The 26,413-nt window shown below is 71.4% G+C and carries 21 protein-coding genes; 13 read left to right on the top strand and 8 right to left on the bottom strand.

The genetic code is table 11. From position 1 onward, the window contains the following. The first annotated feature begins 4 nt into the window (after positions 1-4). Genes AQI94_RS05850 through AQI94_RS05835 form a run of 4 tightly spaced genes read left to right on the top strand, consistent with a single transcriptional unit; the run spans position 5 to position 3,312 of the window. A complete protein-coding gene (locus AQI94_RS05850; protein ID WP_031049409.1) occupies positions 5-748 on the top strand; it encodes an enoyl-CoA hydratase family protein in 744 nt (247 codons plus the stop codon). Further along, the gene (locus tag AQI94_RS05845) at positions 745-1,566 is read left to right on the top strand and encodes a CoA transferase subunit A (protein WP_031049408.1); all 822 of its coding nucleotides are present in this window, start codon (positions 745-747) and stop codon (positions 1,564-1,566) included. Before AQI94_RS05850 ends, AQI94_RS05845 begins: the two co-directional genes overlap by 4 nt. After that, positions 1,547-2,263 (top strand): CoA-transferase subunit beta, encoded by a 717-nt coding sequence (locus AQI94_RS05840; RefSeq protein WP_031049407.1) that lies wholly within the window; start codon positions 1,547-1,549, stop codon positions 2,261-2,263. Before AQI94_RS05845 ends, AQI94_RS05840 begins: the two co-directional genes overlap by 20 nt. Continuing rightward, positions 2,263-3,312 carry an NAD(P)H-dependent flavin oxidoreductase gene (locus tag AQI94_RS05835; RefSeq protein ID WP_031049401.1) on the top strand — a complete coding sequence of 350 codons (1,050 nt, stop codon included), beginning with the start codon at positions 2,263-2,265 and terminating at the stop codon, positions 3,310-3,312. Before AQI94_RS05840 ends, AQI94_RS05835 begins: the two co-directional genes overlap by 1 nt. On the opposite strand, the gene AQI94_RS05830 is transcribed toward AQI94_RS05835, so the two are convergent. From AQI94_RS05830 to AQI94_RS05820, 3 genes are read right to left on the bottom strand one after another with little or no spacing between them, the layout of a single operon-like run. After that, positions 3,296-4,453: an acetyl-CoA C-acetyltransferase gene (locus tag AQI94_RS05830; protein ID WP_031049399.1), complete on the bottom strand. Its 1,158-nt coding sequence runs from the start codon at positions 4,451-4,453 to the stop codon at positions 3,296-3,298. The genes AQI94_RS05835 and AQI94_RS05830 overlap by 17 nt on opposite strands. A gap of 17 nt (positions 4,454-4,470) precedes the next feature. Then, a complete protein-coding gene (locus tag AQI94_RS05825) occupies positions 4,471-5,085 on the bottom strand; it encodes a TetR/AcrR family transcriptional regulator (RefSeq protein WP_031049397.1) in 615 nt (204 codons plus the stop codon). A 15-nt stretch (positions 5,086-5,100) separates the two neighbouring features. Then, entirely contained in the window at positions 5,101-5,886 is a 786-nt protein-coding gene (locus AQI94_RS05820; RefSeq protein WP_031049395.1) for an SDR family oxidoreductase, read from the bottom strand. A gap of 48 nt (positions 5,887-5,934) precedes the next feature. Here AQI94_RS05820 and AQI94_RS05815 point away from each other — a divergent pair, with 48 nt between their 5' ends. The 4 genes from AQI94_RS05815 (at position 5,935) to AQI94_RS05800 (ending at position 9,989) form a co-directional block, all read left to right on the top strand. After that, positions 5,935-7,065, top strand: coding sequence for an acyl-CoA dehydrogenase family protein (locus AQI94_RS05815; protein WP_031049393.1), 1,131 nt, complete (start codon positions 5,935-5,937; stop codon positions 7,063-7,065). After that, on the top strand, positions 7,065-8,024 hold the full coding sequence (locus tag AQI94_RS05810) for an acyl-CoA dehydrogenase family protein (protein ID WP_031049391.1): 960 nt from the start codon (positions 7,065-7,067) through the stop codon (positions 8,022-8,024). The genes AQI94_RS05815 and AQI94_RS05810 overlap by 1 nt, the downstream gene beginning before the upstream one ends. A 118-nt stretch (positions 8,025-8,142) precedes the next feature. Further along, positions 8,143-9,060 carry a rhomboid family intramembrane serine protease gene (locus tag AQI94_RS05805; RefSeq protein WP_031049389.1) on the top strand — a complete coding sequence of 306 codons (918 nt, stop codon included), beginning with the start codon at positions 8,143-8,145 and terminating at the stop codon, positions 9,058-9,060. Next, positions 9,057-9,989, top strand: coding sequence for a chitosanase (locus AQI94_RS05800; RefSeq protein ID WP_062229607.1), 933 nt, complete (start codon positions 9,057-9,059; stop codon positions 9,987-9,989). The genes AQI94_RS05805 and AQI94_RS05800 overlap by 4 nt, the downstream gene beginning before the upstream one ends. Here AQI94_RS05800 and AQI94_RS05795 read toward each other — a convergent pair. Continuing rightward, complete coding sequence (locus AQI94_RS05795) at positions 9,974-10,993, bottom strand: glycoside hydrolase family 113 (RefSeq protein ID WP_031045611.1); 1,020 nt, start codon at positions 10,991-10,993, stop codon at positions 9,974-9,976. The two genes, AQI94_RS05800 and AQI94_RS05795, sit on opposite strands and share 16 nt — an antisense overlap. A 35-nt stretch (positions 10,994-11,028) precedes the next feature. Next, entirely contained in the window at positions 11,029-12,831 is a 1,803-nt protein-coding gene (locus AQI94_RS05790; protein ID WP_225890153.1) for a DUF2334 domain-containing protein, read from the bottom strand. Between the two features lie 425 nt (positions 12,832-13,256). On the opposite strand from AQI94_RS05790, the gene AQI94_RS05785 reads away from it, so the two are divergent. The 3 genes from AQI94_RS05785 to AQI94_RS05775 all read left to right on the top strand — a co-directional run bounded on the left by AQI94_RS05785 (position 13,257) and on the right by AQI94_RS05775 (position 16,444). Next, positions 13,257-14,501 (top strand): glycosyltransferase family 2 protein, encoded by a 1,245-nt coding sequence (locus AQI94_RS05785; protein ID WP_031045605.1) that lies wholly within the window; start codon positions 13,257-13,259, stop codon positions 14,499-14,501. Between the two features lie 120 nt (positions 14,502-14,621). After that, positions 14,622-15,785, top strand: coding sequence for a non-hydrolyzing UDP-N-acetylglucosamine 2-epimerase (wecB, locus tag AQI94_RS05780; protein WP_051832215.1), 1,164 nt, complete (start codon positions 14,622-14,624; stop codon positions 15,783-15,785). Next, complete coding sequence (locus AQI94_RS05775) at positions 15,782-16,444, top strand: LamG domain-containing protein (RefSeq protein WP_037942407.1); 663 nt, start codon at positions 15,782-15,784, stop codon at positions 16,442-16,444. The genes wecB and AQI94_RS05775 overlap by 4 nt, the downstream gene beginning before the upstream one ends. A 110-nt stretch (positions 16,445-16,554) precedes the next feature. Here the strand turns inward: AQI94_RS05775 and AQI94_RS05770 are convergent, their stop codons facing one another. The 3 genes from AQI94_RS05770 to AQI94_RS05760 form a co-directional block, all read right to left on the bottom strand. Beyond that, positions 16,555-18,015 (bottom strand): glutamate synthase subunit beta, encoded by a 1,461-nt coding sequence (locus tag AQI94_RS05770; protein WP_031045597.1) that lies wholly within the window; start codon positions 18,013-18,015, stop codon positions 16,555-16,557. Continuing rightward, on the bottom strand, positions 18,008-22,606 hold the full coding sequence (gene gltB / locus AQI94_RS05765) for a glutamate synthase large subunit (protein ID WP_078902739.1): 4,599 nt from the start codon (positions 22,604-22,606) through the stop codon (positions 18,008-18,010). Before gltB ends, AQI94_RS05770 begins: the two co-directional genes overlap by 8 nt. Positions 22,607-22,985: 379 nt before the next feature. Next, entirely contained in the window at positions 22,986-23,717 is a 732-nt protein-coding gene (locus AQI94_RS05760; RefSeq protein WP_031045589.1) for a VIT1/CCC1 transporter family protein, read from the bottom strand. A gap of 288 nt (positions 23,718-24,005) precedes the next feature. Between AQI94_RS05760 and AQI94_RS05755 the strand changes: the two genes are divergently transcribed. Together AQI94_RS05755 and AQI94_RS05750 are read left to right on the top strand one after the other, a co-directional pair. Then, on the top strand, positions 24,006-25,103 hold the full coding sequence (locus AQI94_RS05755) for an ADP-ribosylglycohydrolase family protein (RefSeq protein ID WP_031045586.1): 1,098 nt from the start codon (positions 24,006-24,008) through the stop codon (positions 25,101-25,103). Beyond that, the gene (locus AQI94_RS05750) at positions 25,100-26,410 is read left to right on the top strand and encodes an ADP-ribosylglycohydrolase family protein (protein ID WP_225890152.1); all 1,311 of its coding nucleotides are present in this window, start codon (positions 25,100-25,102) and stop codon (positions 26,408-26,410) included. Before AQI94_RS05755 ends, AQI94_RS05750 begins: the two co-directional genes overlap by 4 nt. The last annotated feature ends 3 nt before the right edge of the window (positions 26,411-26,413 follow it).

Raw genomic sequence — 26,413 nt, 5'->3', positions numbered from 1 at the left:
GGCCATGGGTGTCTCCACCTCGTCCCCGGAAAAGGGGATCGTCCTGGTCCGGGTCGACTTCCCGCCGGTGAACGCCCTGCCGGCGGACGGCTGGTTCGCCCTGGCCGACGCCGTGCGCGCGGCGGGCCGTGATCCGGAGGTCCGGTGTGTGGTCCTGGCGGCCGAAGGGCGTGGTTTCAACGCGGGCGTGGACATCAAGGAGATCCAGAGGCGCGGCGCGGCCGCCCTCGTCGGCGCCAACCGCGGCTGCTTCGAGGCCTTTTCGGCGGTGTACGACTGCGAGGTGCCCGTGGTGGCGGCCGTGCGGGGATTCTGCCTGGGCGGAGGCATCGGCCTGGTGGGCAACGCGGACGTGATCGTGGCGAGCGAGGACGCCACCTTCGGCCTGCCCGAACTGGACCGCGGGGCCCTCGGCGCGGCCACCCACCTGGCCCGCCTGGTCCCCCAGCACCTCATGCGCGCCCTGTACTTCACCTCGCGCACGGTCACCGCCGCCGAGCTGCACCGGCACGGTGCGGTGTGGAAGGTCGTCCCGGGCGAGGAACTCGCCGCCGCCGCCCTGGAGTCGGCCCGCGAGATCGCCGCCAAGGACGGCGAGCTGCTGCGCCTGGCCAAGGCGGCCATCAACGGCATCGACCCGGTCGACGTCCGCCGCAGCTACCGCTACGAACAGGGCTTCACCTACGAGGCGAGCGTCAGCGGGGTCGCCGACCGGGTCCGTGACAGGTTCGGCGGGGAGGCCGAGTGAGCGACAAGACCATGACGGCCGACGAGGTCGTCTCCCGGCTGCGCAGCGGCATGACCCTCGGCATCGGCGGCTGGGGTTCGCGCCGCAAGCCGATGGCGCTGGTGCGCGCACTGCTGCGCTCGGACGTCACCGACCTGACGATCGTCTCGTACGGCGGCCCGGACGTCGGGATGCTCGCCGCCGCCGGGCGTATCCGCAAGCTCGTCGCCCCTTTCGTCACCCTCGACTCGATCCCGCTCGAACCGCACTACCGGGCGGCCCGCGAGGCCGGTGCCTTCGCGCTCATGGAGATCGACGAGGCGATGTTCATGTGGGGCCTGCGGGCGGCGGCGCACCGGCTGCCGTTCCTGCCGGTGCGGGCCGGGATCGGTTCGGACGTCATGCGGGTCAACCCGGGCCTGCGGACGGTGACTTCGCCGTACGACGACCGGGAGACGTTCGTGGCCATGCCCGCGCTCGCCCTGGATGCCGCCCTGGTGCACCTGAACCGCGCCGACCGGCTGGGCAACGGCCAGTACCTCGGCCCCGACCCGTACTTCGACGACCTGTTCTGCGAGGCGGCCGACGCCGCGTACGTCTCCTGCGAACGGATCGTGGACACCGCGGAGCTGACCAAGGAGGCACCGCCGCAGTCGCTGCTGGTCCAGCGGCACACGGTGACCGGCGTGGTCGAGGCTCCCGGCGGCGCGCACTTCACCTCCTGCGCCCCCGACTACGGCCGGGACGAGGCCGGGCAGCGGGAGTACGCGAGCACACCCTGGCCGGAGTTCGCCGCACGGTATCTCGGGGGAGGACTGCATGACCGCGACCCGGAGTGAGTACTGCGTGATCGCCTGCGCCGAGGCCTGGCGCGACGCGGGCGAGATCCTGGCGAGCCCGATGGGCCTGATCCCCTCGATCGGCGCCCGCCTCGCCCGCCTCACCTTCTCCCCCGACCTGCTGCTGACCGACGGCGAGGCCCTCCTGGTCCGCCCGGACGGCACGCCCGAGGGCTGGCTGCCCTACCGCCGCCATCTCGCCCTGGTCACCGGCGGCCGGCGGCACGTGATGATGGGCGCGAGCCAGATCGACCGGTACGGCAACCAGAACATCTCCTGCATCGGCGACTGGGCGCGGCCGAAGCGGCAGCTGCTCGGGGTGCGGGGCGCGCCGGTCAACACCCTCAACAACCCGACGAGTTACTGGGTGCCGAGACACTCCCGGCGGGTGTTCGTCGAGAAGGTCGACCTGGTGTGCGGGGTCGGGTACGACCATGCCGCCGGGGCACGGTTCCACCGCATCCCGCGGGTCGTCTCCGACCTGGCCGTGTTCGACTTCGACACCCCGGACCGCTCGATGCGGCTGGCCTCGCTGCATCCCGGGGTGACCGTGGAGCAGGTGCGGGAGGCCACCGGTTTCGAACCGGCCGTCCCGGACGAGGTGCCGTTCACCCGCGAACCGACCGCCCGCGAGCTGGAGTTGATCCGTGAGGTGCTCGACCCGGCCGGTGCGCGCGCACGGGAGGTCGCTTCCTGATGGACACCGCGCTCACCCGGCTCGTGGGGGTCCGCCATCCGATCGTGCAGACCGGGATGGGCTGGGTGGCGGGACCCCGCCTGGTCTCCGCGACGGCGAACGCGGGCGCGCTGGGCATCCTGGCGTCCGCGACGATGACCCTCGACCAGCTCCGGGACGCCGTGCGGGAGGTGAGGTCCCGTACCGACGCGCCGTTCGGGGTCAATCTGCGGGCCGACTCGGCGGACGCCGGGGACCGGGTACGGGTGATCATCGACGAGGGTGTGCGGGTAGCGTCCTTCGCCCTGGCGCCCTCGGCCGAGCTGATCGGCGTGCTCAAGGAGTCGGGGGTGGTCGTCATCCCCTCCGTCGGCGCCCGGCGCCACGCGGAGAAGGTCGCGGCCTGGGGCGCGGACGCGGTGATCGTGCAGGGCGGCGAGGGCGGCGGACACACCGGGGAGGTGGCCACGACCGTCCTGCTGCCGCAGGTGGTGGACGCGGTGGACATCCCCGTCGTGGCGGCGGGCGGCTTCTTCGACGGACGGGGCCTGGTCGCGGCGCTGGCGTACGGGGCGGCGGGCGTCGCCCTGGGCACCCGCTTCCTGCTCACCTCGGACTCGACGGTGCCGGACGCGGTGAAGGCCCGCTATCTGGCGGCGACGGTCAAGGACGTGACGGTGACGCGGGCGGTGGACGGTCTTCCGCACCGCATGCTGCGGACCGACCTGGTGAGCGCGCTGGAGGACTCCGGGCGCGTGAGGTCCCTGTCGCGGGCCGTCCGCCGGGCGGCCGGATTCCGGCGGCTGTCCGGGCTCACCTGGCGGCAGCTGGTGCGCGACGGACTCGCCATGAAACACGGCAAGGACCTCACCTGGAGCCAGGTCCTCCTCGCCGCCAACACCCCCATGCTGCTCAGGTCCGCGATGGTGGACGGCCGTACGGATCTCGGGGTGATGGCCTCCGGGCAGGTCGCCGGGGTGATCGACGACCTGCCGTCGTGCGCGGAGCTGGTGGAGCGGATCATGAAGGAGGCCGAGGGCGTCCTTCAGGGCCTCACAGCCTCTCGATGACCGTCACGTTCGCCTGCCCACCGCCCTCGCACATGGTCTGGAGCCCGAACCGGCCGCCCCTGCGCTCCAGTTCGTGCAGCAGGGTCGTCATCAGCTTCACGCCCGTCGCCCCCAGCGGGTGCCCGAGGGCGATCGCGCCGCCGTTGACGTTGACCTTCTCCGGGTCGGCTCCCGTTTCCTTCAGCCAGGCCAGCACGACCGGCGCGAAGGCCTCGTTGATCTCGACGAGGTCGATGTCGTCGATGGTGAGGCCGGTCTTCTTCAGGGCGTGCGCGGTGGCCGGGATGGGGGCGGTGAGCATACGGATGGGGTCCTCGCCGCGCACCGAGAGGTGGTGCACGCGTGCGCGGGGGGTGAGGCCGTGTTCGCGCACCGCCCGCTCCGAGGCCAGCAGCATGGCCGCCGCGCCGTCGGAGACCTGCGAGGAGCAGGCCGCGGTGATGGTGCCGCCCTCGATCACCGGCTTCAGGCCGGCCATCTTCTCCAGGGAGGTGTCCCGGCGCGGGCCCTCGTCGACCGCGACCGGGCCGTAGGCCACGGTCTCGCGCTCGAAGCGGCCCTCGTCGATGGCCCGCAGGGCCCGCCGGTGGGACCGGAGCGCGAACTCCTCCTGGTCCTCGCGGCTGATCCCCCACTTCCCGGCGATCGTCTCGGCGCCGACGAACTGGTTCACCGCCCGGTCCCCGTACCGCGCCCGCCACCCCTCACTCCCCGCGAAGGGCCCCTGGGTCAGCCCGAGCGGCTCGGCGGCCTGCCGGGTCGCGAAGGCGATGGGGATCATCGACATGTTCTGCACCCCGCCGGCGACCACCAGGTCCTGCGTCCCGGACAGCACGCCCTGCGCGGCGAAGTGCACGGCCTGCTGCGAGGACCCGCACTGCCGGTCCACGGTCACCCCGGGCACCTCCTCGGGCAGCCCGGCCGCCAGCCACGCGGTCCGCGCGATGTCCCCGGCCTGCGGCCCGACCGCGTCCAGACACCCGAACACGACGTCCTCGACGGCACCGGGATCGACCCCTGCCCGCTCGACCAGCGCGCGCAGCACATGCGCGCCCAGATCGGCCGGGTGGACCGCGCTCAGTCCTCCCCCGCGCCGCCCGACGGGCGTACGGACCGCTTCGACGATGTAGGCCTCGGCCATGGCAACTCCCCAGTGAGTTACGTACGTACGGCGATCCCGTCCAGCACCATCGACAGGTACTGCCGGGCGATCTCCTCCGGGCTGTGCTGTCCGCCGGGCCGGTACCAGGACGCGGCCACCCACACGGTGTCGCGCACGAACCGGTACGTCAGCCGTACGTCGAGGTCGGCCCGGAACACCTCGGCCGCGACCCCGCGCTCCAGCGTGGACAGCCAGGCCTTCTCGAACCTGCGCTGCGACTCGGCGAGGAACGCGAACCGCTCCTGCGCCACCAGCTGCCTGCTCTCCTTCTGGTAGATCGCGACGGCGGCGCGGTGCCGGTCGATCTCCCGGAACGACTCGGTGACCAGGGCCTCCAAGGTCTCGCGCGGGCCCAGCTCGGCGCCCAGGACGGCGTCGTAGCCGCCCCAGAGCTCGTCGAGGAAGGTCCGCAGGATCTCCTCCAGCATCGATTCCTTGGAGTCGAAGTGGTAGTAGAGGCTGCCCGCGAGCATGCCCGCGTGGTCCGCGATCTTGCGTACGGTCGTGGCGTTGTAGCCCTGTTCGGCGAAGACCTCGGCGGCGGTGTCGAGGAGTTCACGGCGGCGCGCGGGCGCGGCGGCGCTCACCTGGGGCTTCTTCTTGGTCGGCACGGAGTCATTGTCGTCCTATGCGTGCTGGCTGCTGACGGCGACGACCTCGCCGGTCATGTACGAGGAGTAGCCGGACGCCAGGAACACGATCACGTTGGCCACCTCCCAGGGCTCGGCGTACCGCCCGAAGGCCTCCCGCGCGGTCAGTTCCTCCAGCAGCTCCGCCGACGTCACCTTCACCAGGTGCGGGTGCATGGCGAGGCTCGGTGACACGGCGTTGACGCGGACGCCGTACTCGGCGGCCTCCAGGGCCGCGCACCGGGTCAGCGCCATCACCGCGGCCTTCGCGGCGGCGTAGTGCGCCTGGCCGGCCTGGGCGCGCCAGCCGACGACGGAGGCGTTGTTGACGATCACGCCGCCGCCGGAGTCCCGCAGGTGCCGCAGGGCCGCCCGGGTGCAGCGGAAGGTGCCGTTGAGAGTGACGTCCAGGACGCGGGTCCACTGGTCGTCGGTCATGTCGACGAGCGCCGAAGTGCCGCCCAGGCCCGCGTTGTTGACGACTATGTCCAGCCGTCCGTGCTCCCGTACGGCCGCGTCGAAAAGTGCCCGCACCTGCGCCTCGTCGGTGACGTCGCACGGCATGAAGGTCACCGCGCCCTGGAACTCCCCTGCCAGCTCGGCGCCGTACTCCTTCAGCCGCCGCGCGTGCGCGTCGCTGATCAGGACGCGCGCGCCCTCCTCCAGGAAGCGGCGCGCGGTCGCCCCGCCGATGCCCGCGCCCGCGGCGGCGGTGATGACGGCGGTGCGTCCTTTCAGCAGCCCGTGCCCCGGTTCGTACACCGGACTCTCGACGCCTGTCATGGCGCCACGCTAACCTACCAAACACTTGTTAGGGAAGGACGGGTGTCCATGGATCTGGCGTTCACGCAGGAGGAAGAGGCCTTCCGTGCCGAGGCCCGCGCGTGGCTGCGCGCGCATGTGCCCGCCTCCCCGCTGCCCTCCCTGGAGACCGAGGAGGGCTTCGCGGCCCACCGCGGCTGGGAGGCCGAACTCGCCGCGGACCGCTGGTCGGTGGTCGACTGGCCCGCCCAGTACGGCGGCCGGGACTCCGGGCTGGTCCGCTGGCTGGTCTTCGAGGAGGAGTACTACGCCGCCGGGGCGCCCGGACGGGTCGGCCAGAACGGCGTCAGCCTCCTCGCCCCGACCCTCTTCGACCACGGCACACCGGAGCAACGCGCCCGCGTGCTGCCGTCGATGGCCACCGGCGAGGTGGTCTGGGCGCAGGCCTGGTCGGAGCCGGAGGCGGGCTCGGACCTGGCCTCCCTGAGGTCCAGGGGGGTGCGTACGGAAGGCGGCTGGCTGCTCAGCGGGCAGAAGACCTGGTCCTCCCGGGCCGCCTTCGCGGACCGCGCGTTCGGGCTCTTCCGCACCGACCCGGACACCCCGAGGCCCCACCAGGGCCTGACCTACCTGATGTTCGACCTGCGCGCCCCCGGAGTCACCGTCCGCCCGATCCGCCGCCTGGACGGGAAGCCGGCCTTCGCCGAGATCTTCCTGGACGAGGTGTTCGTGCCGGACGAGGACGTCATCGGCGGGCCCGGCCGGGGCTGGCGGATCGCGATGTCGACGGCGGGCAACGAACGGGGGCTGATGCTGCGCTCACCGGGCCGTTTCCTGGCGGCCGCCGACCGGTTGGCCGCGCTGTGGGAGTCGCGCGGCGAGCCGGGGAGCGCGCGGACCCGGGTCGCGGACGCCCTGATCGGCGCCCGCGCCTACCAGCTCTTCACCTACGCGGCAGCCGCCCGCTTCCTGGACGGCGAGACGCTCGGCCCCGAGTCCAGCCTCAACAAGGTCTTCTGGTCCGAGTACGACCTCGCGCTCACCGAGACGGCGCTGGACCTCCTCGGTGCGCAGGAGGACCCCGACTGGTCCGAGCGCTATGTCTTCGCCCTCGCCGGCCCGATCTACGCCGGCACGAACGAGATCCAGCGCGACATCATCGCCGAACGCCTGCTGGGCCTGCCGAAGGGACGCCGCTGATGCGCTTCCGCCTCGACCCCGAGCAGCGGCAGTTCGCCGACTCCCTGGACGCGATGCTGACGGCCGCGGACACCCCGTCGGTCGTACGGGACTGGAGCCGCGGCGACCACGGCAACGGCCGTGCGCTGTGGCGCCGGGTCGCCGGGGCGGGGGTCTTCGCACTGGCGGTGCCCGAGGCCTACGAGGGGCTGGGCCTGCGTCCTGTGGACCTCGCGGTCGCCTTCGTGGAGCTGGGACGGCACGCGGTACCGGGCCCCCTGGTGGAGACGGTGACGGCGGCGGCGCTGCTCACCGAACCCGGGGTGGCGAAGCGCCTGCTCCCGGCGCTGGCCTCGGGAGAGACCATGGCCACCGTCGCCCGCGACGGCGGGTACGCCCTGGACGGCCACATAGCGGACCTCCGCCTCGCCCTGACCGCCGAGGGCCTGAGTCTCGCCCCCGGCCACGGCCCGGGGCACCCCACCCTCGACCCCGCCCGCCTGCTCACCCCACTGGCCCCGGGCGGCGAACTGCTCGCCGGAGACCCGCCCGTCGCCGCCGCCCTCCTCCTCGCCCGCCTCACCACCGCCGCCCAGGCCCTCGGCGTCGGCCTCGCCCTCCTCGACAGGACCGTCTCCTACGTCGGGCAGCGCACCCAGTTCGGCGCCCCCGTCGGTTCCTTCCAGGCGGTCAAGCACCGGCTGGCCGACGCGAAGATCGCGCTGGAGTTCGCGCGCCCCCTGCTCTTCGGCGCCGCCCTGACGATGACCGCGGAGGACGTCGCCGCCGCCAAGGTCACGGCGTGCGAGGCGGCGTACCTGACCGCGCGGACCGCGCTCCAGCTGCACGGCGCCATCGGGTACACGGCCGAGTACGACCTGTCCCTGTGGCTCACCAAGGCCCGCGCCCTGCGCACCGCCTGGGGCAGCCCCGACGAGTGCCGCGACACGGTCCTCGGTGCCGGTGGCCGCCGCTGGTGAGCGGCCGAAGATCACGACCATGGCCCCGCCGCACTCCTCCCGTATCGGCGTTCGCTATTTTGTTCGCCGCCGACCCCACCGGCTCGATCATCGTCCCCGTCACTTCGAGGAGCCGGCCGTGGAACCCGAATCCACCGTCACCACCTGTTATCGCCATCCCACGGTGGAGTCCCATGTCCGCTGCACCCGCTGTGAGCGGTACATCTGCCCGCACTGCATGCGGGAGGCGGCCGTCGGCCACCAGTGCCCCGACTGCGTGCGGGAGGGCGCGCGGTCGGTGCGGCAGGCCCGGACCGCGTTCGGCGGGCGGATCACGGCCGTCCCGCTGGTGACGTACGTCCTCATCGGCCTCAATGTGCTCGCCTACGTCGGCGAGCTGGTGCGCCCGGCGATCGTGGACCGGTTCGAGATGCTGGGGGTCGGCCTGGTGGGCCCGGACGGCGGCCACTACGTGTGGCAGGCCGCCTATCCCGCCGCCTTCCACGCCGAGGGTGTCGCCGAAGGCGAGTGGTACCGGCTGCTGACCGGGGCGTTCCTCCATCTGCCGCCCACCGAGGGCACGTTCGGGATCCTGCACATCGTGATGAACATGGTGTCGCTGTGGAACATCGGCCGGGTCGTCGAGCTCCAGCTCGGCCGGCTCCGGTACCTCGCCCTCTATCTGCTCTCGGCGCTCGGCGGCTCGGTCCTGGTCCTGCTGATCGCGCCCACCGAGGCCACGCTCGGCGCGTCCGGCGCGATCTTCGGGCTCGGGGCCGCCTACTACGTGATGGCCCGCCGGCTCGGCGCCGACATGGCCCAGGTCAACCGCTTCATGGCGGGCCTGCTGCTGTGGCTGGTGATCTCCGCCTTGCAGACGTCCTGGCAGGGCCACCTCGGCGGCCTGCTCGCCGGTGCCGTCGTCGCCCTCGCCTACGCATACGCACCCCGGGACGGCCGTCGTGCCCTGGTGCAGGCGGGGACGTGCGCCGTCCTGCTCGTGATATTGCTGGTGTCCACCTGGGCCAAGGTCACCGAACTGACGGGAACTCAGTGAAACGCGCCCGCCTGCTGCTCCTCGCGGCCGTCCCCGTGCTCGTCACGGCGTCGGTCTATGTCCTCGCGCCCGAGGACCCCGGCGCGGGAGGGGCGGGCCCGGACCTCTCCTCCGCCTACCGGTCGCAGGCGGCCCAGGACACCAAGGGGGCCCAGGGCGCCAAGACCTGGGCCGAGGGGACCGCCGGCGCGGCGAGCGGCGACGTGCTCGCCGACGCGCCGGCCGGCCTGGCCGCCCCCGCCAGGAAGGACCTCGCGCAGCAGCTGGTGGCGAGCGCCGAGAACTCCACCCTCGACTGGCGCAGCGCCTACGCCTACATCGAGGACATCGGCGACGGCCAGGGCTACACGGCCGGCATCATCGGCTTCTGCACCGGCACCAACGACCTGCTGACCCTCGTCGAGGGCTACACGAAGGCCCACCCGGACAACGGCCTCGCCACGTACCTCCCCGCCCTGCGCGCGGTCGACGGCACGGACTCCCACGAGGGCCTGGACCCGGGTTTCACGGACGCCTGGAAGGCGGAGGCAGCGGTCCCGGCCTTCCGGAGGGCCCAGGACACAGCCCGCGACCGGGTCTACTTCGACCCCGCGGTCCGCCTCGCCAAACTCGACGGACTCGGCCCGCTCGGCCAGTTCGTCTACTACGACGCCATGGTCTTCCACGGCCCCGGCACCGACGCCACCGGCTTCTACGGCATGCGCGAGCGCGCCCTCGGGAAGTCCGACAGCCCGACCGAGGGCGGCTCGGAGAAGGCGTACCTGGACACCTTCCTCGACATCCGCCGCGCGGCCATGAAGAGCCGCGATCCGGACATCGACACCACCCGCGTCGACACCGCGCAGCGGCGCTTCCTGGACGAGGGGAACCTCCAGCTGCGGACGCCACTGGAGTGGCAGGTGTACGGGGAGACCTACCGGGTGCCCTGAGCGGGGCCCCACCTCTCCCGCAGCACCGCCTCCGCGGGCTTTCCGTGCGGGGTGTAGGCGAGCCGGGCCGGTGTCTCGCCGCTGTCCGGCCAGTCGTCCCACATCCACCAGCACACGCCCGCCCACCAGTCCCGGCCCGTGAAGGAGTCCAGCAACGCCCGGTAGGCGGCGGCCTGTTCGTCGGGAGCGGCCCGGTCGCTGACGGTCCAGGAGTACGGGGCGGTCGTGGCCCCGCGCTGACTGACGTAGCCGGCCTCGGTGAACAGGACGCGGCGGCCCTGTTCGCGGGCGAACGCGGCGAGTTCGGCACGGATCGGCCGCCAGGCGCGGCGCAGCCGGGCGGGGTCCGTCGTGGGTGTCCCGGACAGCGGCCAATAGGCGTCGATGCCGATGACGTCGAGGTCCTTCCAGAAGCGGACCCTGCGGTACTCGTCGTAGTTGGCGGCGTAGGTGAGAGGCCCGTCGTAGTGCTCGCGGACTTCCGCGACGACCTCCTTCCAGGCGGCCGTGTCGCCGGACACCCCGGCGAGTTCGGTGCCCACGGCGAGCTGCTCGGTGCCGGTGTCGGCGGCGAGGTCGGCGTAGTGGGTGAGGAAGCGGCGGTACGCGGTGAACCACGCGTGGCGGTCGCGCGGCGCGATCTCGGCGCGGTCCTGGTCGCCGGGCAGGTCGACGTGCGGCTTGATCATCACCTTGAGGCCGAGGGCGTGGGCGCGGCGCACGATCCGGCGCACGCTCGCGTCGCTCGCCGTCTCCTCGGTGGTGTGCATCCCGGAGTCGCTGACGCGGTTCTGGTACCAGGTCGGGGTGAGGGTGATCCAGCGGGCGCCGGTGGCGCGGATGCCCCGCAGATAGCGGTCGGCGGCCGGGCTGTCGTAGTCGGTGCGGTACCAGGAGGGCAGGGTGATGCCCCGCAGGGTCGCCCGGCCGTCCTTGCCGGTGTCCGGGGCCCCGCCCCCGGCGGTCGTGCAGCCGGAGACGACGGCGAGGAGGACCGCCACCACTGCGGCGACGGCCCTCCCCCTCGGATGCGGTGGCCTCACAGGCTCGTGGGGCTGACGAAGGTGTAGCCGAGGGCCTTGATGCCGTCGACGGTGTCCTTGAGCGGCTGGGTCGGGTAGTAGGGGTGGTAGAAGAAGCTGGCGAACCCGTCCCGGACGGCCAGGTTGGCCTTCGCCGAGGCGACGAGGTCGGCGGGCAGCCGGGCCGGGTGGTTGTTGAAGGCCTCGGGCTCGTAGTTGCCGATGTTCTCGGGCAGCACCTTGGTGCCGTACACGTCCTTCACCACGTACGGGAAGAACTGTCCGATGAAGGCATTGGGTCCCGCGGAGTTCCCGCCGAGCGTGCCGGAGAAGTACAGCGAACGCTCCAGGCGGGCCGAGAAGTTGGAGCTGAACACCTTGTAGTCGGCGGCGGAGGCGGCGTAGTGCGGGGTGGTCCACAGGGCCGGCTTCGGCAGCCCGGCGAGGGTGAACTGGGTCAGCGCGGCGGCCACCCGGCCCTGCGCCCACAGCGCGGAGTCCTCGGCGACCGGGCCGTCGTAGACCACGTTGTCCGCGGAGTCGACGTGGGCCCGGTAGAACTCGAAGTCGTCGCCGGTGACGCCGTTGTAGGGGTTGGCGACATTGCCGTACTGGTGCGTGTAGCCGTGGTCCATGAGGACCGCGCCGCGGGCCAGCATGTACTTGAGGGCGCTGACGACCTGCGGGCGCTGCACCAGCGTGATCGTCTGGGCGGTGCCGTTGTTGTAGGTGCCCTTGGGGTCCTTGTAGACCGGGATCACGTTGACGCCGTACGGGATCTTCTGCGCGTAGAGGTAGTCCGCCATGGTCCGCAGTTCGGCCGGGTCCGAGGCGGGGCTGATGTCCTCCAGGCGCAGCATCGCGCGGTGGCGTTCGGCGGTGGCCGGGGCGAGGGCGTCGAAGAGGAGGTCCTCGGCGGCGATGACGCGGTCGCTCTCGGAGACGTAGGCGAAGGGGATCTCGCCGACGTAGGTGAGGTTGGCGGAGCGGACCGCCCAGCCGAAGGTGTGCCCGTTGGAGCTGTCCAGTCCCTCGGCGAGCCGGGTGACCTCGGGATATCCGGGGCCGGTGAGGATGTTGGGGCGCAGCACTCCGCCGTCCTGGCCGGCCGGGATCTTCCGGGTGAGGGTCTGGTTCCGGTACGTCACCTGCGTGACGGTGCCGACGGAGCCGCCGTCCTCGTAGTACGAGCTGGTCGGGTCCCAGCCGTAGCGCTGCGTGAACTGGGCGGTGCCCACCGAGTTGGCCATGTTCCAGATGTTGGCACCCATCCAGATGACCGGCTTGGTGCTGGTGGAGACGTCCTGGTAGAAGGCGGCCGGGATGGCGTCCGGGACGTCACAGCAGTAGTAGGTCGAGCCGATGTAGATCACGGCGGTGTACGAGCCGATCATCCCAGCGGTGTACTGCTGGACCGGCTTCGCGGTCACCGTGCCGAAGTGGCCCGCGAGGTTGGCCGCGGCCATGGCGTACAGCTCGCCGAGCCGGCCGTAGGGGCCCGCGGTGTCGTAGAGCACGAGCGTGGTGGGGTCGGCCGCGGCGGCCGCCCGGACGAAGCCCGCCTGGCGGACCGCGGTGACGGCGCCGGACCTGGCGGCCGTGGGTGAGACCGCCGTCTTCGGCCGCGGCTGTGCGCGCCGTTCCTTGTCCGAGGCGATCTGCTCCTTCGCCCACCCCTTGAGGTCGACGCTGCCGAGTCCGGACCGCTCGCCGACGGCCTCGTGCCCGTGCCGGTGACCGGGTGGCGGCACGCTGCCCGCCTGTGCGCTCCAGGCGAGGAAAGTACCCCCGAGCACGGCCGCGACCAGCAACAGGATCACGGGGAACTTCGCTGTTCCCCGTCTCCTGTGTGAAATCAGTGGTCCCACATTCATCCCCCCGCCTTGCCGGTATTGGCAAGGTCTTTACCGATACGAAGTCACTGATTTTCATGACGACCATGAAGCGTGTCAAATGCAGGATCGAGGGGACCGGAAACCTGCTACGTTCCATTTCGCGCGTTGGGGACGCGCATCAGAACGTGGGGGGAAAATGTACGGACGACCTGCCCTGGGCTCTTTGCTGCCTCTGGCCGGGGCAATGACCGCCCCGGAGGCAATACCGGGGCTACCTCTGGCCAGAGCATTGCAGGAAACCGCGGGAGTCGGATTTCTGTTCTATTGCCTGACGGCTTGCGTCATATTGCTGGCCCGGGCACGGCTGCGGAGCCAGGCGCAAAGGATGCGCGCCGATACCGGGGGCGGCAATGATCACTGAACTGTTCCTGTGGTCGAGCATCTCGCTGATCGTGCTGGCCGCCTGCTACAACACGACACTTTTCGTGCTCTCCAGGCGAAGAATCAGACGCTCCCGGATCGAGAAGAGAGAGCGCTTCTACATATTCCTGCTCGCCTGTCTCAACGAGGAGAAAGTGCTCGCCGAAAGCCTGGCGCGCATCACCTCGCTCCCGACCGCCAACTACATGGCGCTGGTCATCGACGACGGCTCGGACGACCGCACCTCCGACATCGCCCTGGCCGCCGACCCGGCCGTCGTCCAGCTGCTCCGGCGCGACCCGCCGAACGCACGCAAGGGAAAGGGCGCCGCCCTCAACGACGGGGTGCGCCACCTCAGGGAGTCCGGTCTGCTCCTCGGCCGGGACCCCGCGGACGTGGTCGTGTGCGTGCTCGACGCGGACGGCCGGCTCGACCCGCACGTCCTCCAGTCGGTCGACCCGTTCTTCGACGATCCGGGCACCGGCGCGGTCCAGGTCTGCGTGCGGATGTACAACCGGGGCCTCGGGCTGCTCGCCCGCATGCAGGACATGGAGTTCGTCGTCTACGGCGACGTCTTCCAGAGCGCACGCCGCTTCATCGGCAGCGTCGGCATGGGCGGCAACGGACAGTTCATGCGGCTCGCCGCCCTCAACACCCTTGACGGGGACGGCCCGTGGAGCGACAGCCTCACCGAGGACCTCGACCTCGGGGTCCGGCTGATCGCCAAGGGCTGGACCAACATGCACTGCACCACCGCCGCGGTCTCCCAGCAGGCCGTGCTCAGCCTCAGGCGTCTGATCCGCCAGCGCTCGCGCTGGTTCCAGGGCCATCTCCAGTCGGCCGGACTGGTCCCGCTGATCCTGCGGGACGTACCGACCAGGCCCGCGCTCGACCTGCTGTACCACCTCTCCAGCCCGGTGCTCATCCTGCTCACCTCGCTGCTGCCGCTGTCCTTCCTCGTCGCCCTGTGCGCCACCACCGTGGCCTCGGTACAGGTCGGACACCCGCTCGTGTCGCCCATGTGGCTGCTCGGCCCGTATCTGCTCTCGTTCACCACCGCCTACGCGTACGGCTTCGTGTACGCCAGGCGGGAGCGCGAGCTAGGGCTGGTGCGCTCGGTGCTGCTCGCCCATGTCTTCGTCTTCTACGGCTACATCTGGTTCGCGGCCGGCTGGTGGGGGTTCTGGCGGATGCTCACCGGTCAGCGGACCTGGCTGAAGACCGCGCGCACCTGAAGTCCGCGCGCATCTGAGGACGTTCAGGCCGCGCCCCCACCCGGGCCGCGGGTCCTCGCTTCCTTTCTCTCATCACTTCACGCGGTCGCCGTGCCGACCGCGCACGCCCAAGGGGGGCTCATGTCCACACCCACGTCCGTCGTGCCCGTACGCGCCATGCTGGTGCTCGGCACGAGACCGGAAGCGATCAAACTGGCGCCCGTGGCACGGGCGATGGCCGCCGGTTCGCAGTTCGAGCCGATCGTCGTCACCACCGGCCAGCACCGCGAGATGCTCCACCAGATGCTCGGCCTGCTGTACGTCGACGTCCGGATCGCACTCGACGTGATGCGCCGACGGCAGCAACTGTCCGACCTCACCGCCCGGTTGGTGCGCGACCTCGGCGTCGTCATGCGGGAGCAGCGCCCCGACCTGGTCCTGGTGCAGGGGGACACCACGACCGCGCTGGCCGGCGCGCTGGCCGCCTTCTACGAGAAGATCCCGGTCGCCCACGTCGAGGCCGGACTGCGCACCGGAGTCATCGACAACCCGTTCCCGGAGGAGCTCAACCGGAGCCTGATCGGACGCATCGCCCGCTGGCACTTCGCGCCGACCCCGGCGGCCGCCCGGCATCTGACCGGCGAGGGCATCCCCGAGGAGCAGGTCTTCGTCACCGGCAACACGGTCATCGACAACCTGATGTGGGTGCTGGCCGAGGGCACCGGCACCTCCGCGTTCGGGGGCGCGGCGAAGCGGATCCTGGTCACCCTGCACCGTCGCGAGAACCAGGGCGAGCGGATGCGCGGCATGGGCCGGGCGCTGACCCGGCTCGCGGCGCGCGGGGACGTGGAGATCGTGCTGCCGTTGCACAAGAGCCCGGCCGTACGGGAGGTGCTGCTGCCCGAACTCGAAGGACAGCGGGGCATCTCGCTCGTCGAGCCGCTCGGCTACCTGGACTTCGCCGCCACGCTCGCCGAGTGCGACCTGGTCCTCACCGACTCCGGCGGGATCCAGGAGGAGGCCCCGAGCCTGAGCAAGCCCGCCCTGGTGCTGCGGACCACCACCGAGCGGCCCGAGGCGGTGGAGGCGGGCGCGGCCCGGCTGATCGGCACGGACCCGGAGGCCATCGTGTCCTGGGCGAACAGGCTCCTCGACGATCCGGCGGAGTACCGCAGGATGGCGACCGCGGGCAACCCGTTCGGCGACGGCACGGCCAGTGCCCGCATTCTGTCCCAGCTGGCCGAGGACTTCGCCGCCGACGTCCCGGTCGGGCTCACGGCGTCCGGACCGTACTCGACGGCATGACACACCGGGGTCGTACCGCCACGCGGCTGGCGCTGGCACTCACGCTGGCCGCGCTCCTCGCGCTCGCCCTGAGCCGGTGCCAGGGCGACGGCCCGCCACCGCCGAAGCCGTGGATCGACGGTACGACCCACGGCCGCTGGCTGTCGGTGTTCAACGGCATGGGCACCAACCACGGCGACGACACCTCGCTCTCGCTCTCCCCCCTGGCCGCCGAGGACCCCGGCACCACCCACGCGGGCCTGGTGGTGAGCACCGCCTCCTACACCGACGTGCGGTACGAGGCACGGATGCGGACCCTGAAGCAGCTGCGCTCCCCGAAGCCGAACCCGTGGGAGGTGCCGTGGCTGGTCTGGGCGTACACCGACCCGGAGCACTTCTACTACGTCACCCTCAAGCCGAACGGCTGGGAACTGGGCAAACGCGATCCCGCCTATCCGGGGGGCCAGCGCTTCCTGGCGACGGGCCGGACGCCGTACCCCGTCGGGGACTGGTACGACGTGACGGTCGTCCAGCGGGGCGCGGTGCTGTCCGTCGCGGTGGGCGGGAAGCCGCTGGTGACGTTCACCGACGCCGAACTGCCGTACCTGCGGGGCCGGGTGGGTGCGTACAGCGAGGACGCGACGGTGGAGTTCGAGGGCCTGGAGGCCGCTTCGGGGTGAGCTCTCCGCCGCAAAGGCGACGGTGCCCGCTCCCAGTCCGGTCGGGGACTTCGGGGGCGGACACCGTCGGCGTTCCGTACGGCTTTGTACGGGACGTTCTTGAGGGACCGTCAGACCATCAGGGAACGGTCCGTCGGGCGGATCGGCGCGGGCAGTTCGCTCGCGCCGGTCAGGAAGCGGTCGCAGCCGCGGGCGGCCGAGCGGCCCTCCGCGATCGCCCACACGATGAGCGACTGGCCGCGGCCGGCGTCACCGGCGACGAAGACACCCGGCACGTTGGTCTGGAAGTCGGCGTCGCGGGCGATGTTGCCGCGCTCGTCGAGCTCCAGGCCGAACTGCTCGACCAGGCCGTTCTCACGGTCGGTGCCGGTGAAGCCCATGGCCAGCGTCACCAGCTGGGCGGGGATCTTGCGCTCCGTGCCCGGCTTCGAGGTCAGCTTGCCGTCGATGAACTCGACCTCGCTCAGGTGCAGCCACTGGACGTTGCCGTCCTCGTCGCCCTCGAAGTGGGTCGTCGAGACGGAGTAGACCCGCTCGCCGCCCTCCTCGTGCGCGGAGGTGACCTTGTAGAGCATCGGGAAGGTCGGCCACGGCTGGTGCGGGGCACGGTCCTCGCCCGGACGCGGCATGATCTCCAGCTGCGTCACCGAGGCCGCGCCCTGGCGGTGGGCGGTGCCCACGCAGTCGGCGCCGGTGTCGCCGCCGCCGATGACCACGACGTGCTTGCCCTCGGCCGAGATCGGGGGCGTGACGTAGTCGCCCTCCTGGACCTTGTTGGCCAGCGGCAGGTACTCCATGGCCTGGTGGATGCCGTTGAGCTCGCGGCCGGGGACCGGGAGGTCACGCGCGGTGGTCGCGCCGGCGGCGATGACGACGGCGTCGTACCGCTTCTTCAGGTCGGTCGCCTTGAGGTCGCGGCCGATCTCGATGCCGGTGCGGAAGCGGGTACCCTCCGCGCGCATCTGCTCGATGCGCCGGTTGATGTGCCGCTTCTCCATCTTGAACTCGGGGATGCCGTACCGCAGGAGGCCTCCGACGCGGTCCGCGCGCTCGTAGACGGCGACGGTGTGACCGGCCCGCGTGAGCTGCTGCGCGGCGGCGAGACCGGCGGGTCCTGACCCGATCACCGCGACGGTCTTGCCGGACAGACGCTCCGGGGCCTGCGGCTCGACGTCACCGCTGTCCCACGCCTTGTCGATGATCGAGACCTCGACGTTCTTGATGGTGACGGCCGGCTGGTTGATGGCGAGCACACACGCCGACTCGCAGGGAGCCGGGCACAGCCTGCCGGTGAACTCCGGGAAGTTGTTGGTCGCGTGCAGACGCTCGGAGGCGGCGGACCAGTCCTCGCGGTAGGCGAAGTCGTTCCACTCGGGGATGAGGTTCCCGAGCGGACAGCCGTTGTGACAGAACGGGATGCCGCAGTCCATGCAGCGGCTGGCCTGCTTGCTGATGATCGGCAGCAGGGAGCCGGGGACGTAGACCTCGTTCCAGTCCTTCAGACGTACGTCGACCGGGCGGGACTTGGCGACCTCACGGCCGTGGTTCAGGAAGCCCTTCGGGTCAGCCATTGATCGCCGCCTCCATCATCTTCTCGGTGATCTCGGACTCGGAGAGTCCCGCCTGCTCGGCGGCGTCCTTGGCGGCGAGCACTGCCTTGTACGTGCTGGGGATGATCTTGCTGAAGCGCTCGACCGCGGTGTCCCACTCGGCCAGGAGCTTCTCGGCGACCGTGGATCCGGTCTCCTCCTGGTGGCGGCGCACCACGTCGTGCAGCCACTGCTTGTCGGCGTCGTCCAGGGCCTCGACCGCGTCCACGTTGCCCACGTTGACGTTGTCGCTGTCCAGGTCGATGACGTACGCGACGCCGCCGGACATGCCGGCCGCGAAGTTGCGGCCCGTCTCGCCGAGGACGACCGCGTGACCGCCGGTCATGTACTCGCAGCCGTGGTCGCCCACGCCCTCGGAGACGACCGTGGCACCGGAGTTGCGGACACAGAACCGCTCACCGGTACGGCCGCGCAGGAACAGCTCGCCGCCGGTCGCGCCGTAGGCGATGGTGTTGCCCGCGATCGTGGAGAACTCGGCGAGGTGGTCGGCGCCCCGGTCGGGACGGACGATCACCCGGCCGCCGGAGAGGCCCTTGCCGACGTAGTCGTTGGCGTCGCCCTCCAGGCGCAGCGTGACACCGCGCGGCAGGAAGGCGCCGAAGGACTGGCCGGCCGAGCCGGTGAAGGTGATGTCGATGGTGTCGTCGGGCAGGCCCGCGCCACCGAACTTCTTCGTCACCTCGTGGCCGAGCATGGTGCCGACCGTGCGGTTGATGTTGCGGATCGCGACCTGGGCGCGCACCGGCTGGGCGTCGGTGGCCGAGTCGGCGGCGAGCGCGTCGGCGGCGAGCTTGATCAGCTCGTTGTCGAGCGCCTTCTCCAGGCCGTGGTCCTGCTCGATGACCTGGTGCAGCGCGGCACCCTCGGGCAGTTCGGGCACGTAGAAGAGCGGGGCCAGGTCCAGGCCCTGCGCCTTCCAGTGGTTGACGGCCCGCTCGACGTCGAGCGTCTCGGCGTGGCCGACGGCCTCCTCGATGGAGCGGAAGCCCAGCTCGGCGAGGATCTCGCGGACCTCTTCGGCGATGAACTTGAAGAAGTTCACGACGTACTCGGCCTTGCCGGTGAACCGGTCGCGCAGCACCGGGTTCTGGGTGGCGATGCCGACCGGGCAGGTGTCCAGGTGGCAGACGCGCATCATGACGCAGCCGGAGACGACGAGCGGCGCGGTCGCGAAACCGAACTCCTCGGCGCCGAGCAGCGCGGCGATGACGACGTCACGGCCGGTCTTGAGCTGGCCGTCGGTCTGGACGACGATCCGGTCCCGCAGGCCGTTGAGCAGCAGGGTCTGCTGGGTCTCGGCGAGACCGAGCTCCCAGGGACCGCCCGCGTGCTTCAGCGAGGTCAGCGGGGAGGCACCCGTACCACCGTCGTGACCGGAGATCAGGACGACGTCCGCGTGGGCCTTGGAGACACCCGCGGCGACCGTGCCGACGCCGACCTCGGAGACCAGCTTCACGTGAATCCGCGCCTGCGGGTTCGCGTTCTTCAGGTCGTGGATCAGCTGGGCCAGGTCCTCGATCGAGTAGATGTCGTGGTGCGGCGGCGGGGAGATCAGACCGACGCCCGGGGTCGAGTGCCGGGTCTTGGCGACCCACGGGTAGACCTTGTGGCCGGGCAGCTGGCCGCCCTCGCCGGGCTTGGCGCCCTGGGCCATCTTGATCTGGATGTCGTCCGCGTTGACCAGGTACTCGGAGGTCACGCCGAAGCGGCCGGAGGCGACCTGCTTGATCGACGAACGCCGCGCCGGGTCGTACAGCCGGTCCGCGTCCTCGCCGCCCTCACCGGTGTTGGACTTGCCGCCCAGCTGGTTCATGGCGATGGCGAGGGTCTCGTGCGCCTCCTTGGAGATGGAGCCGTACGACATGGCGCCGGTGGAGAAGCGCTTGACGATCTCGGAGACCGGCTCGACCTCGTCGACGGAGATCGGCTGACGGTCCGACTTGAAGCCGAACAGGCCGCGCAGCGTCATCAGGCGCTCGGACTGCTCGTTCACGCGGTCCGTGTACTTCTTGAAGATGTCGTAGCGGTTCGCGCGCGTGGAGTGCTGGAGGCGGAAGACCGTCTCCGGGTCGAACAGGTGCGGCTCGCCCTCGCGGCGCCACTGGTACTCGCCGCCTATCTCCAGGGCGCGGTGGGCCGGCGCGATGCCGCTCGCCGGGTACGCCTTGGCGTGCCGGGCGGCGACTTCCTTGGCGATGACGTCGATGCCGACGCCGCCGATCTTGGAGGCGGTACCGCTGAAGTACTTCTGCACGAAGCCCTCTTCGAGACCGACGGCCTCGAAGACCTGGGCGCCGCGGTAGGAGGCGACGGTCGAGATGCCCATCTTCGACATGACCTTGAGGACACCCTTGCCGAGGGCGTAGATCAGGTTGCGGATGGCCTGCTCGGCCTCGATGTCGGAGAGGAAGGTGCCCGCGCGGACCAGGTCCTCGACGGACTCCATGGCGAGGTACGGGTTCACGGCCGCGGCGCCGAAGCCGATCAGCAGGGCGACGTGGTGGACCTCGCGGACGTCACCGGCCTCGACCAGCAGGCCCACCTGGGTGCGCTGCTTGGTGCGGATGAGGTGGTGGTGGACGGCCGCGGTGAGCAGCAGCGACGGGATCGGCGCGTGCTCGGCGTCCGAGTGGCGGTCGGAGAGCACGATCAGCCGGGCGCCGTTGGCGATGGCGGCGTCGGCCTCGGAGCAGATCTCCTCGATGCGCGCGGCGAGGGAGTCGCCGCCGCCGGAGACCCGGTACAGCCCGGACAGGGTCGCGGCCTTGAAGCCGGGCATGTCGCCGTCGGCGTTGATGTGGATGAGCTTGGCCAGCTCGTCGTTGTCGATCACCGGGAAGGGCAGCACGACGGAACGGCAGGAGGCGGCGCTCGGGTCGAGCAGGTTGCCCTGCGGGCCGAGGGCCGAGCGCAGCGAGGTGACGAGCTCCTCGCGGATCGCGTCCAGCGGCGGGTTGGTGACCTGCGCGAACAGCTGGGTGAAGTAGTCGAAGAGCAGTCGCGGACGCTCGCTCAGCGCGGCGATCGGCGAGTCGGTGCCCATCGAACCGATGGGCTCGGCACCGGCCTTGGCCATCGGCGCGAGGAGAACACGGAGCTCTTCCTCGGTGTAGCCGAAGGTCTGCTGGCGGCGGGTGACCGAGGCGTGGGTGTGCACGATGTGCTCGCGCTCGGGCAGGTCGCCGAGCTCGATCTCGCCGGCCTCCACCCACTCCGCGTAGGGCTGCTCGGCGGCGAGGCCGGCCTTGATCTCGTCGTCCTCGATGATGCGGTGCTCGACGGTGTCGACGAGGAACATCCGGCCCGGCTGGAGCCGGCCCTTGCGGACGACCTTGGCGGGGTCGATGTCGAGGACGCCGACCTCGGAGCCAAGGACGACGAGGCCGTCGTCGGTGACCCAGTAGCGGCCGGGGCGAAGGCCGTTGCGGTCGAGGACCGCGCCGACCTGCTTGCCGTCGGTGAAGGTGACACAGGCCGGACCGTCCCAGGGCTCCATCAGGTTGGAGTGGAACTGGTAGAAGGCGCGGCGGGCGGGCTCCATGGAGTCGTGGTTCTCCCACGCCTCCGGGATCATCATCAGCACGGAGTGCGGCAGCGAACGGCCGCCCAGGTGCAGGAGTTCGAGCACCTCGTCGAAGGACGCCGAGTCGGAGGCTTCCGGCGTACAGATCGGGAAGACCCGCTCGATGGCCTTGTCGTCGTTGCCGAACAGGTCGGAGACCAGCTGCGATTCGCGGGCCGCCATCCAGTTGCGGTTGCCCTTGACGGTGTTGATCTCACCGTTGTGCGCGACGAAGCGGTACGGGTGCGCGAGCGGCCACGACGGGAAGGTGTTCGTGGAGAACCGGGAGTGCACGAGCGCGATCGCGGAGGCGAAGCGGCGGTCGGACAGGTCCGGGAAGAACGGCTCCAGCTGACCGGTGGTCAGCATGCCCTTGTAGACGATGGTGCGCGCGGACAGCGAGGGGAAGTAGACGTCGACCTCGCGCTCGGCGCGCTTGCGCAGCACGAACGCCTTGCGGTCGAGGGCGATGCCCTCCGACGAACCGTCGGTCACGAAGACCTGGCGGAAGGCCGGCATCGTCGAGCGGGCGGTGGCGCCGAGCAGCTCGGGGGCGACCGGGACCTCGCGCCAGCCGAGGACGGTGAGGCCCTCCTCGGCGGCGATCGTCTCGATCTTCGAGACGGCGTCCTCGATCCGGTCCTCCGGAAGGAAGGCGATGCCTACCGCGTATCCACCGGCCGCGGGCAGTTCGAAGCCGGCGACCTCACGGAAGAACGCGTCCGGAACCTGGGACAGGATGCCCGCTCCGTCACCCGAGTCGGGCTCGGATCCGGTGGCACCGCGATGCTCCAGGTTGCGCAGAACCGTGAGCGCCTGCTCGACCAGCGCATGGCTCGCCTCGCCGGTGAGGGTGGCCACGAAGCCGACGCCACAGGCGTCGCGCTCGTTGCGGGGGTCGTACATACCCTGCGCAGCAGGGCGAGCATCCATGAACGACCACTTCTGGCCACTCGTGGAGTGCTGGGACGGCTGGCGCGGCGTACGCATCGGCTCTCCCGTCGTCGTCAATTGGCATATTCAGCTTGCCGAGGGACGACGTTGGCCCTCTGCGTAAGTGCAAAATTTCGTGCAGGTTACATGATGGGGCGGATCTCGGGAACCGGATACTCCGTTCCAGCATGCGGACGCCACGCGGTGCGAGGGGGGTGTCGCACACGTGGCTTGAAGTATGTGGGGACCGAGCCGGACTGATCGGTCAGATCGTCGCCCATCGGTCCCGGGGGCGGCGAAGGCGTCGTCGCCGACCCCGCGAGCGCGCCGCAAGCGTCATTGCCCGCAGCGCTTACGGCTCATGCCCAGCGGTTAAGCATTCGAAACCAGCGAGTAACGGCTACTTATGCGGCCCAACGCATAAGTAGCAGCCGACCTATCCTACGGCCGTTCCGAAGAAACTGCCCAGGGCGTACGTCACACCGGCCGCCGCGCCTCCCAGCACGAGCTGCCGCAGTCCGCTGTACCACCAGGTCCGCGCGGTCACCCTGGCCACGACGGCCCCGCACGCGAAGAGCCCGAGGAGGGCGAGCAGCAGGGCGGGCCACAGCACGGTCGCGCCGAGCAGATACGGCAGGACGGGGAGCAGGGCGCCCAGGGCGAAGGACCCGAAGCTGGACACGGCGGCGACCAGCGGCGAGGGCAGATCGCCCGGGTCGATCCCCAGCTCCTCGCGCGCATGGATCTCAAGGGCCTGCTCGGGGTCCTTCGACAGCTGCCGCGCTACCTCCCTGGCCAGCTCGGGCTCGACCCCGCGCCCCTCGTACAGGGCGGCGAGCTCGGCCTCCTCGTCCTGGGGGTGCTTGCGCAGTTCCCGGCGCTCCACGTCCAGCTCGGCCTCGACGAGCTCGCGCTGGGAGGCGACGGAGGTGTACTCACCGGCGGCCATGGAGAAGGCGCCGGCGGCGAGCCCCGCGAGTCCGGTCAGCACGATGGTGTTCTGGCCGACGGCCCCACCGGCGACACCGGTCATCAGCGCGAGGTTGGACACCAGTCCGTCCATGGCACCGAAGACGGCGGGCCTGAGCCAGCCGCCGTTCACATCGCGGTGCGTGTGGTTGTCCCGGTGCGCCTCGTGCAGTGGCGCCTCGATGTCGATGATGGCCATTCCGGTCCCCCAGGGAAGCTAAGCCAAAGCTAACTTTGGACACGTTCTAATTCTTAACAACGCTCACGGTACGACGGCCCATTCCTCTTCCGCCAGCAAGGAAAGGCTCGGCTAACCTGCGGATTTGCCTTCGCGCGCGCGGACGATCACGACGCTCCGCCCGGATGTCGACCGGGTGACGTTGAGGCGAGGGAGGCTGAGGTCAACCGCCGATGGTGGGACATATGCGGCAAAAGGTTCCGCTCCCTGCGCGAACCCCCTCTGCTCCCTGTCGTGGAGAGGCCGCGTATGACATCGATCGCCCGCGTTTCCTCGGTCCCGGCCCCCCAGGACGCCACCGAACTCCGCGAGCGGGCCCGCGGCGCCCTGCTGGGCCTGGCGGTCGGGGACGCCCTGGGAGCCCCCGCCGAGAACATGAAGCCGTCGCAGATCCGCGCCCGCTGGGGCCGTATCGAGGGCTATGTGGAGGACGAGCCGGCCGGCACGGACGACACGGAGTACGCGATCTTCTCCGGTCTGCTCCTCGCCCGCCACGGCTCCGCCCTCACCTCCTGTCATGTGGGAGCGGCCTGGCACGAGTGGATCGCGGACCGCGACGAGGGCCCGTTCCGGGGCGCCGGCTTCAGCGAGCGCGGCACGCTGGAGAACCTCCGCCGCGGTCTGGCCGCCCCCATCTCGGCCCAGCACCGCCACGCCTGGAGCGACGGCCTCGCCATGCGGGCGGCCCCCTTCGGTGTCTTCGCGGCGGGCCGCCCCGCGGAGGCGGCCCGCCTGGTGGCCGTCGACGGCTCGGTGAGCCACGACGGCGAGGGCATCTACGGCGGCCAGGCGGTCGCGGCGGGAGTGGCCGCGGCGATGGCGGGCGCCCCGACGATCGCCGTCGTCGCCTCCGCGCTGGCGGTGATCCCGGACGACAGCTGGACGGCCCGCTCCCTGCGCCGCGCCGTGGCGGTGGCCCACCGGGGCGAGCGCTCGATCCGGTCCTCCGTCGTGATCGGCGGCTATCCGTGGACCGACCTGGCCCCGGAGGCGGTGGCCCTGGCCTTCGGCGCGTACGCGGCGGCGGACGGCGACTTCCGCGAGGCGGTCCTCACGGCGGTGAACATGGGGAGGGACGCGGACACGACGGCGGCGGTGGCGGGAGCCCTGGCGGGCGCGACGCGGGGCGCGTCGGCGATCCCGGCGGAGTGGGCCGCGGCGATCGGCCCGGCGAAAGGCAGTTGTCTGCCCTCCATGGCGGGCCATCACGTGCTGGACGTCGCCGAGTTGCTGGTGGCGGGCGAGGACGGGAAGTGGGCCACGACCGGCCTCGCCCAGGAGTGGCCGCCACCCGACCCGGACGCCTTCACCCTGGCGGCGGGCACCGAGCCGGGGACGGACCGGTGAGGCCGCCGGGGCCGTGGGGCGAAGCCTCGACACAGGCACCGGCACCCGTAGCCGCAGTCGCCGACGGCGAGAACACCCCACAGGGGCCACCCGCACCCGACCACGAATCCCGCACGGCTGGTGCGGGTGGGAACACCCATGCCGAAGGCGAAGCCGAGGCCACCGACACAACAACCCTGCCGCCGGCAACACCCCGCCAAAGAGTCCAAGGCCTCCTGCTCGGCCTGGCCGCAGGCGACGCCGCCGGCTGGCCCGCCGCCCGTCACAGAGCCGCCCGCATGCCCGACTGGACCCGCCGCCTCACCCGCGAACTGGACACCTTCGCCGAACAGAACGCCACCACCACCCTCCCCGTCCCCATCGCCCTGAACCAACCCCCCGAACCCCTCCGCCTCGGCCCCTCCGACGACGCCGAATGGGCGGCCTTCACCGCGGAGGCCCTCCTGAGAGCGGGCGACGACACCGCCCTGGGCGACCTGACCAGACAACGCCGTACGAGAGCCGCCATCGACCTCGCCTGGAACGCCCTCGCCGCCGAAGTGGCCGCCGCCGCGGACCGCGCCCCCGAGATCGAGTCCGCCGTCCTGCCCCTCCGCGCGCGCATCTCCGTGCGAGCGGGACTGGGCAACCTCGCCACCGGACTGCGCCCACCCGCCACCGGCCACGACAACCCCCACTACTTCGACGACGCGGCCTGCGTCAGGGCCTGTGTCCTCGCCGTCGCCCACCCCGGCGACCCCCGACTCGCCGCGGACCTCGCCGAGTTCGACGCCCGCTACACCCAGGACGGAGACGGGGTGCACGGAGCGAGGGCGATGGCCGCGGCCGTCTCCCTCGCCCTGACCGGCGCCCCCGTCGAAGCCTGCGTGACCGCCGCCCTCGGCGAGCTCCCCGAGCGGACGGAGATCGGCCGCAACACCCGCCACGCCCTGCGCCTGGCCCGGACCGCCGGCCACGCCTTCGCCCTGATCCCGGCCCTGGAACACGAGATCGTCGACCACGTCTACAGCTACGGCATCGCGGCCGCCGAGACCGTCCCCGTGGCCCTCGCCCTGGCCACCGCCGCGCAGGGCCGCATCGCCGAGGCGATCCCCGCGGCCGCCTGTCTCTCCCGGGTCGCCGACTCGGCCCCGGCCCTGGCGGGCGCCCTGACCGGCGCACTCGGCGGGGCCGGCGCGATCCCCGCCTCGTGGCGGGACGCGTGCCGCACCCTCTCCGGCTGCGCACTCCCCCGTCTCACCGGTACGGACCTCGTGGAACTCGCCGGGCTCCTGGAAGCCGCACAACCGCCCCTCCCAGGAGGATGATTC

This window comes from Streptomyces pseudovenezuelae (assembly GCF_001513955.1).
GTDB lineage: Bacteria > Actinomycetota > Actinomycetes > Streptomycetales > Streptomycetaceae > Streptomyces > Streptomyces pseudovenezuelae.
This window is presented reverse-complemented; position numbering and strand designations above follow the sequence as displayed.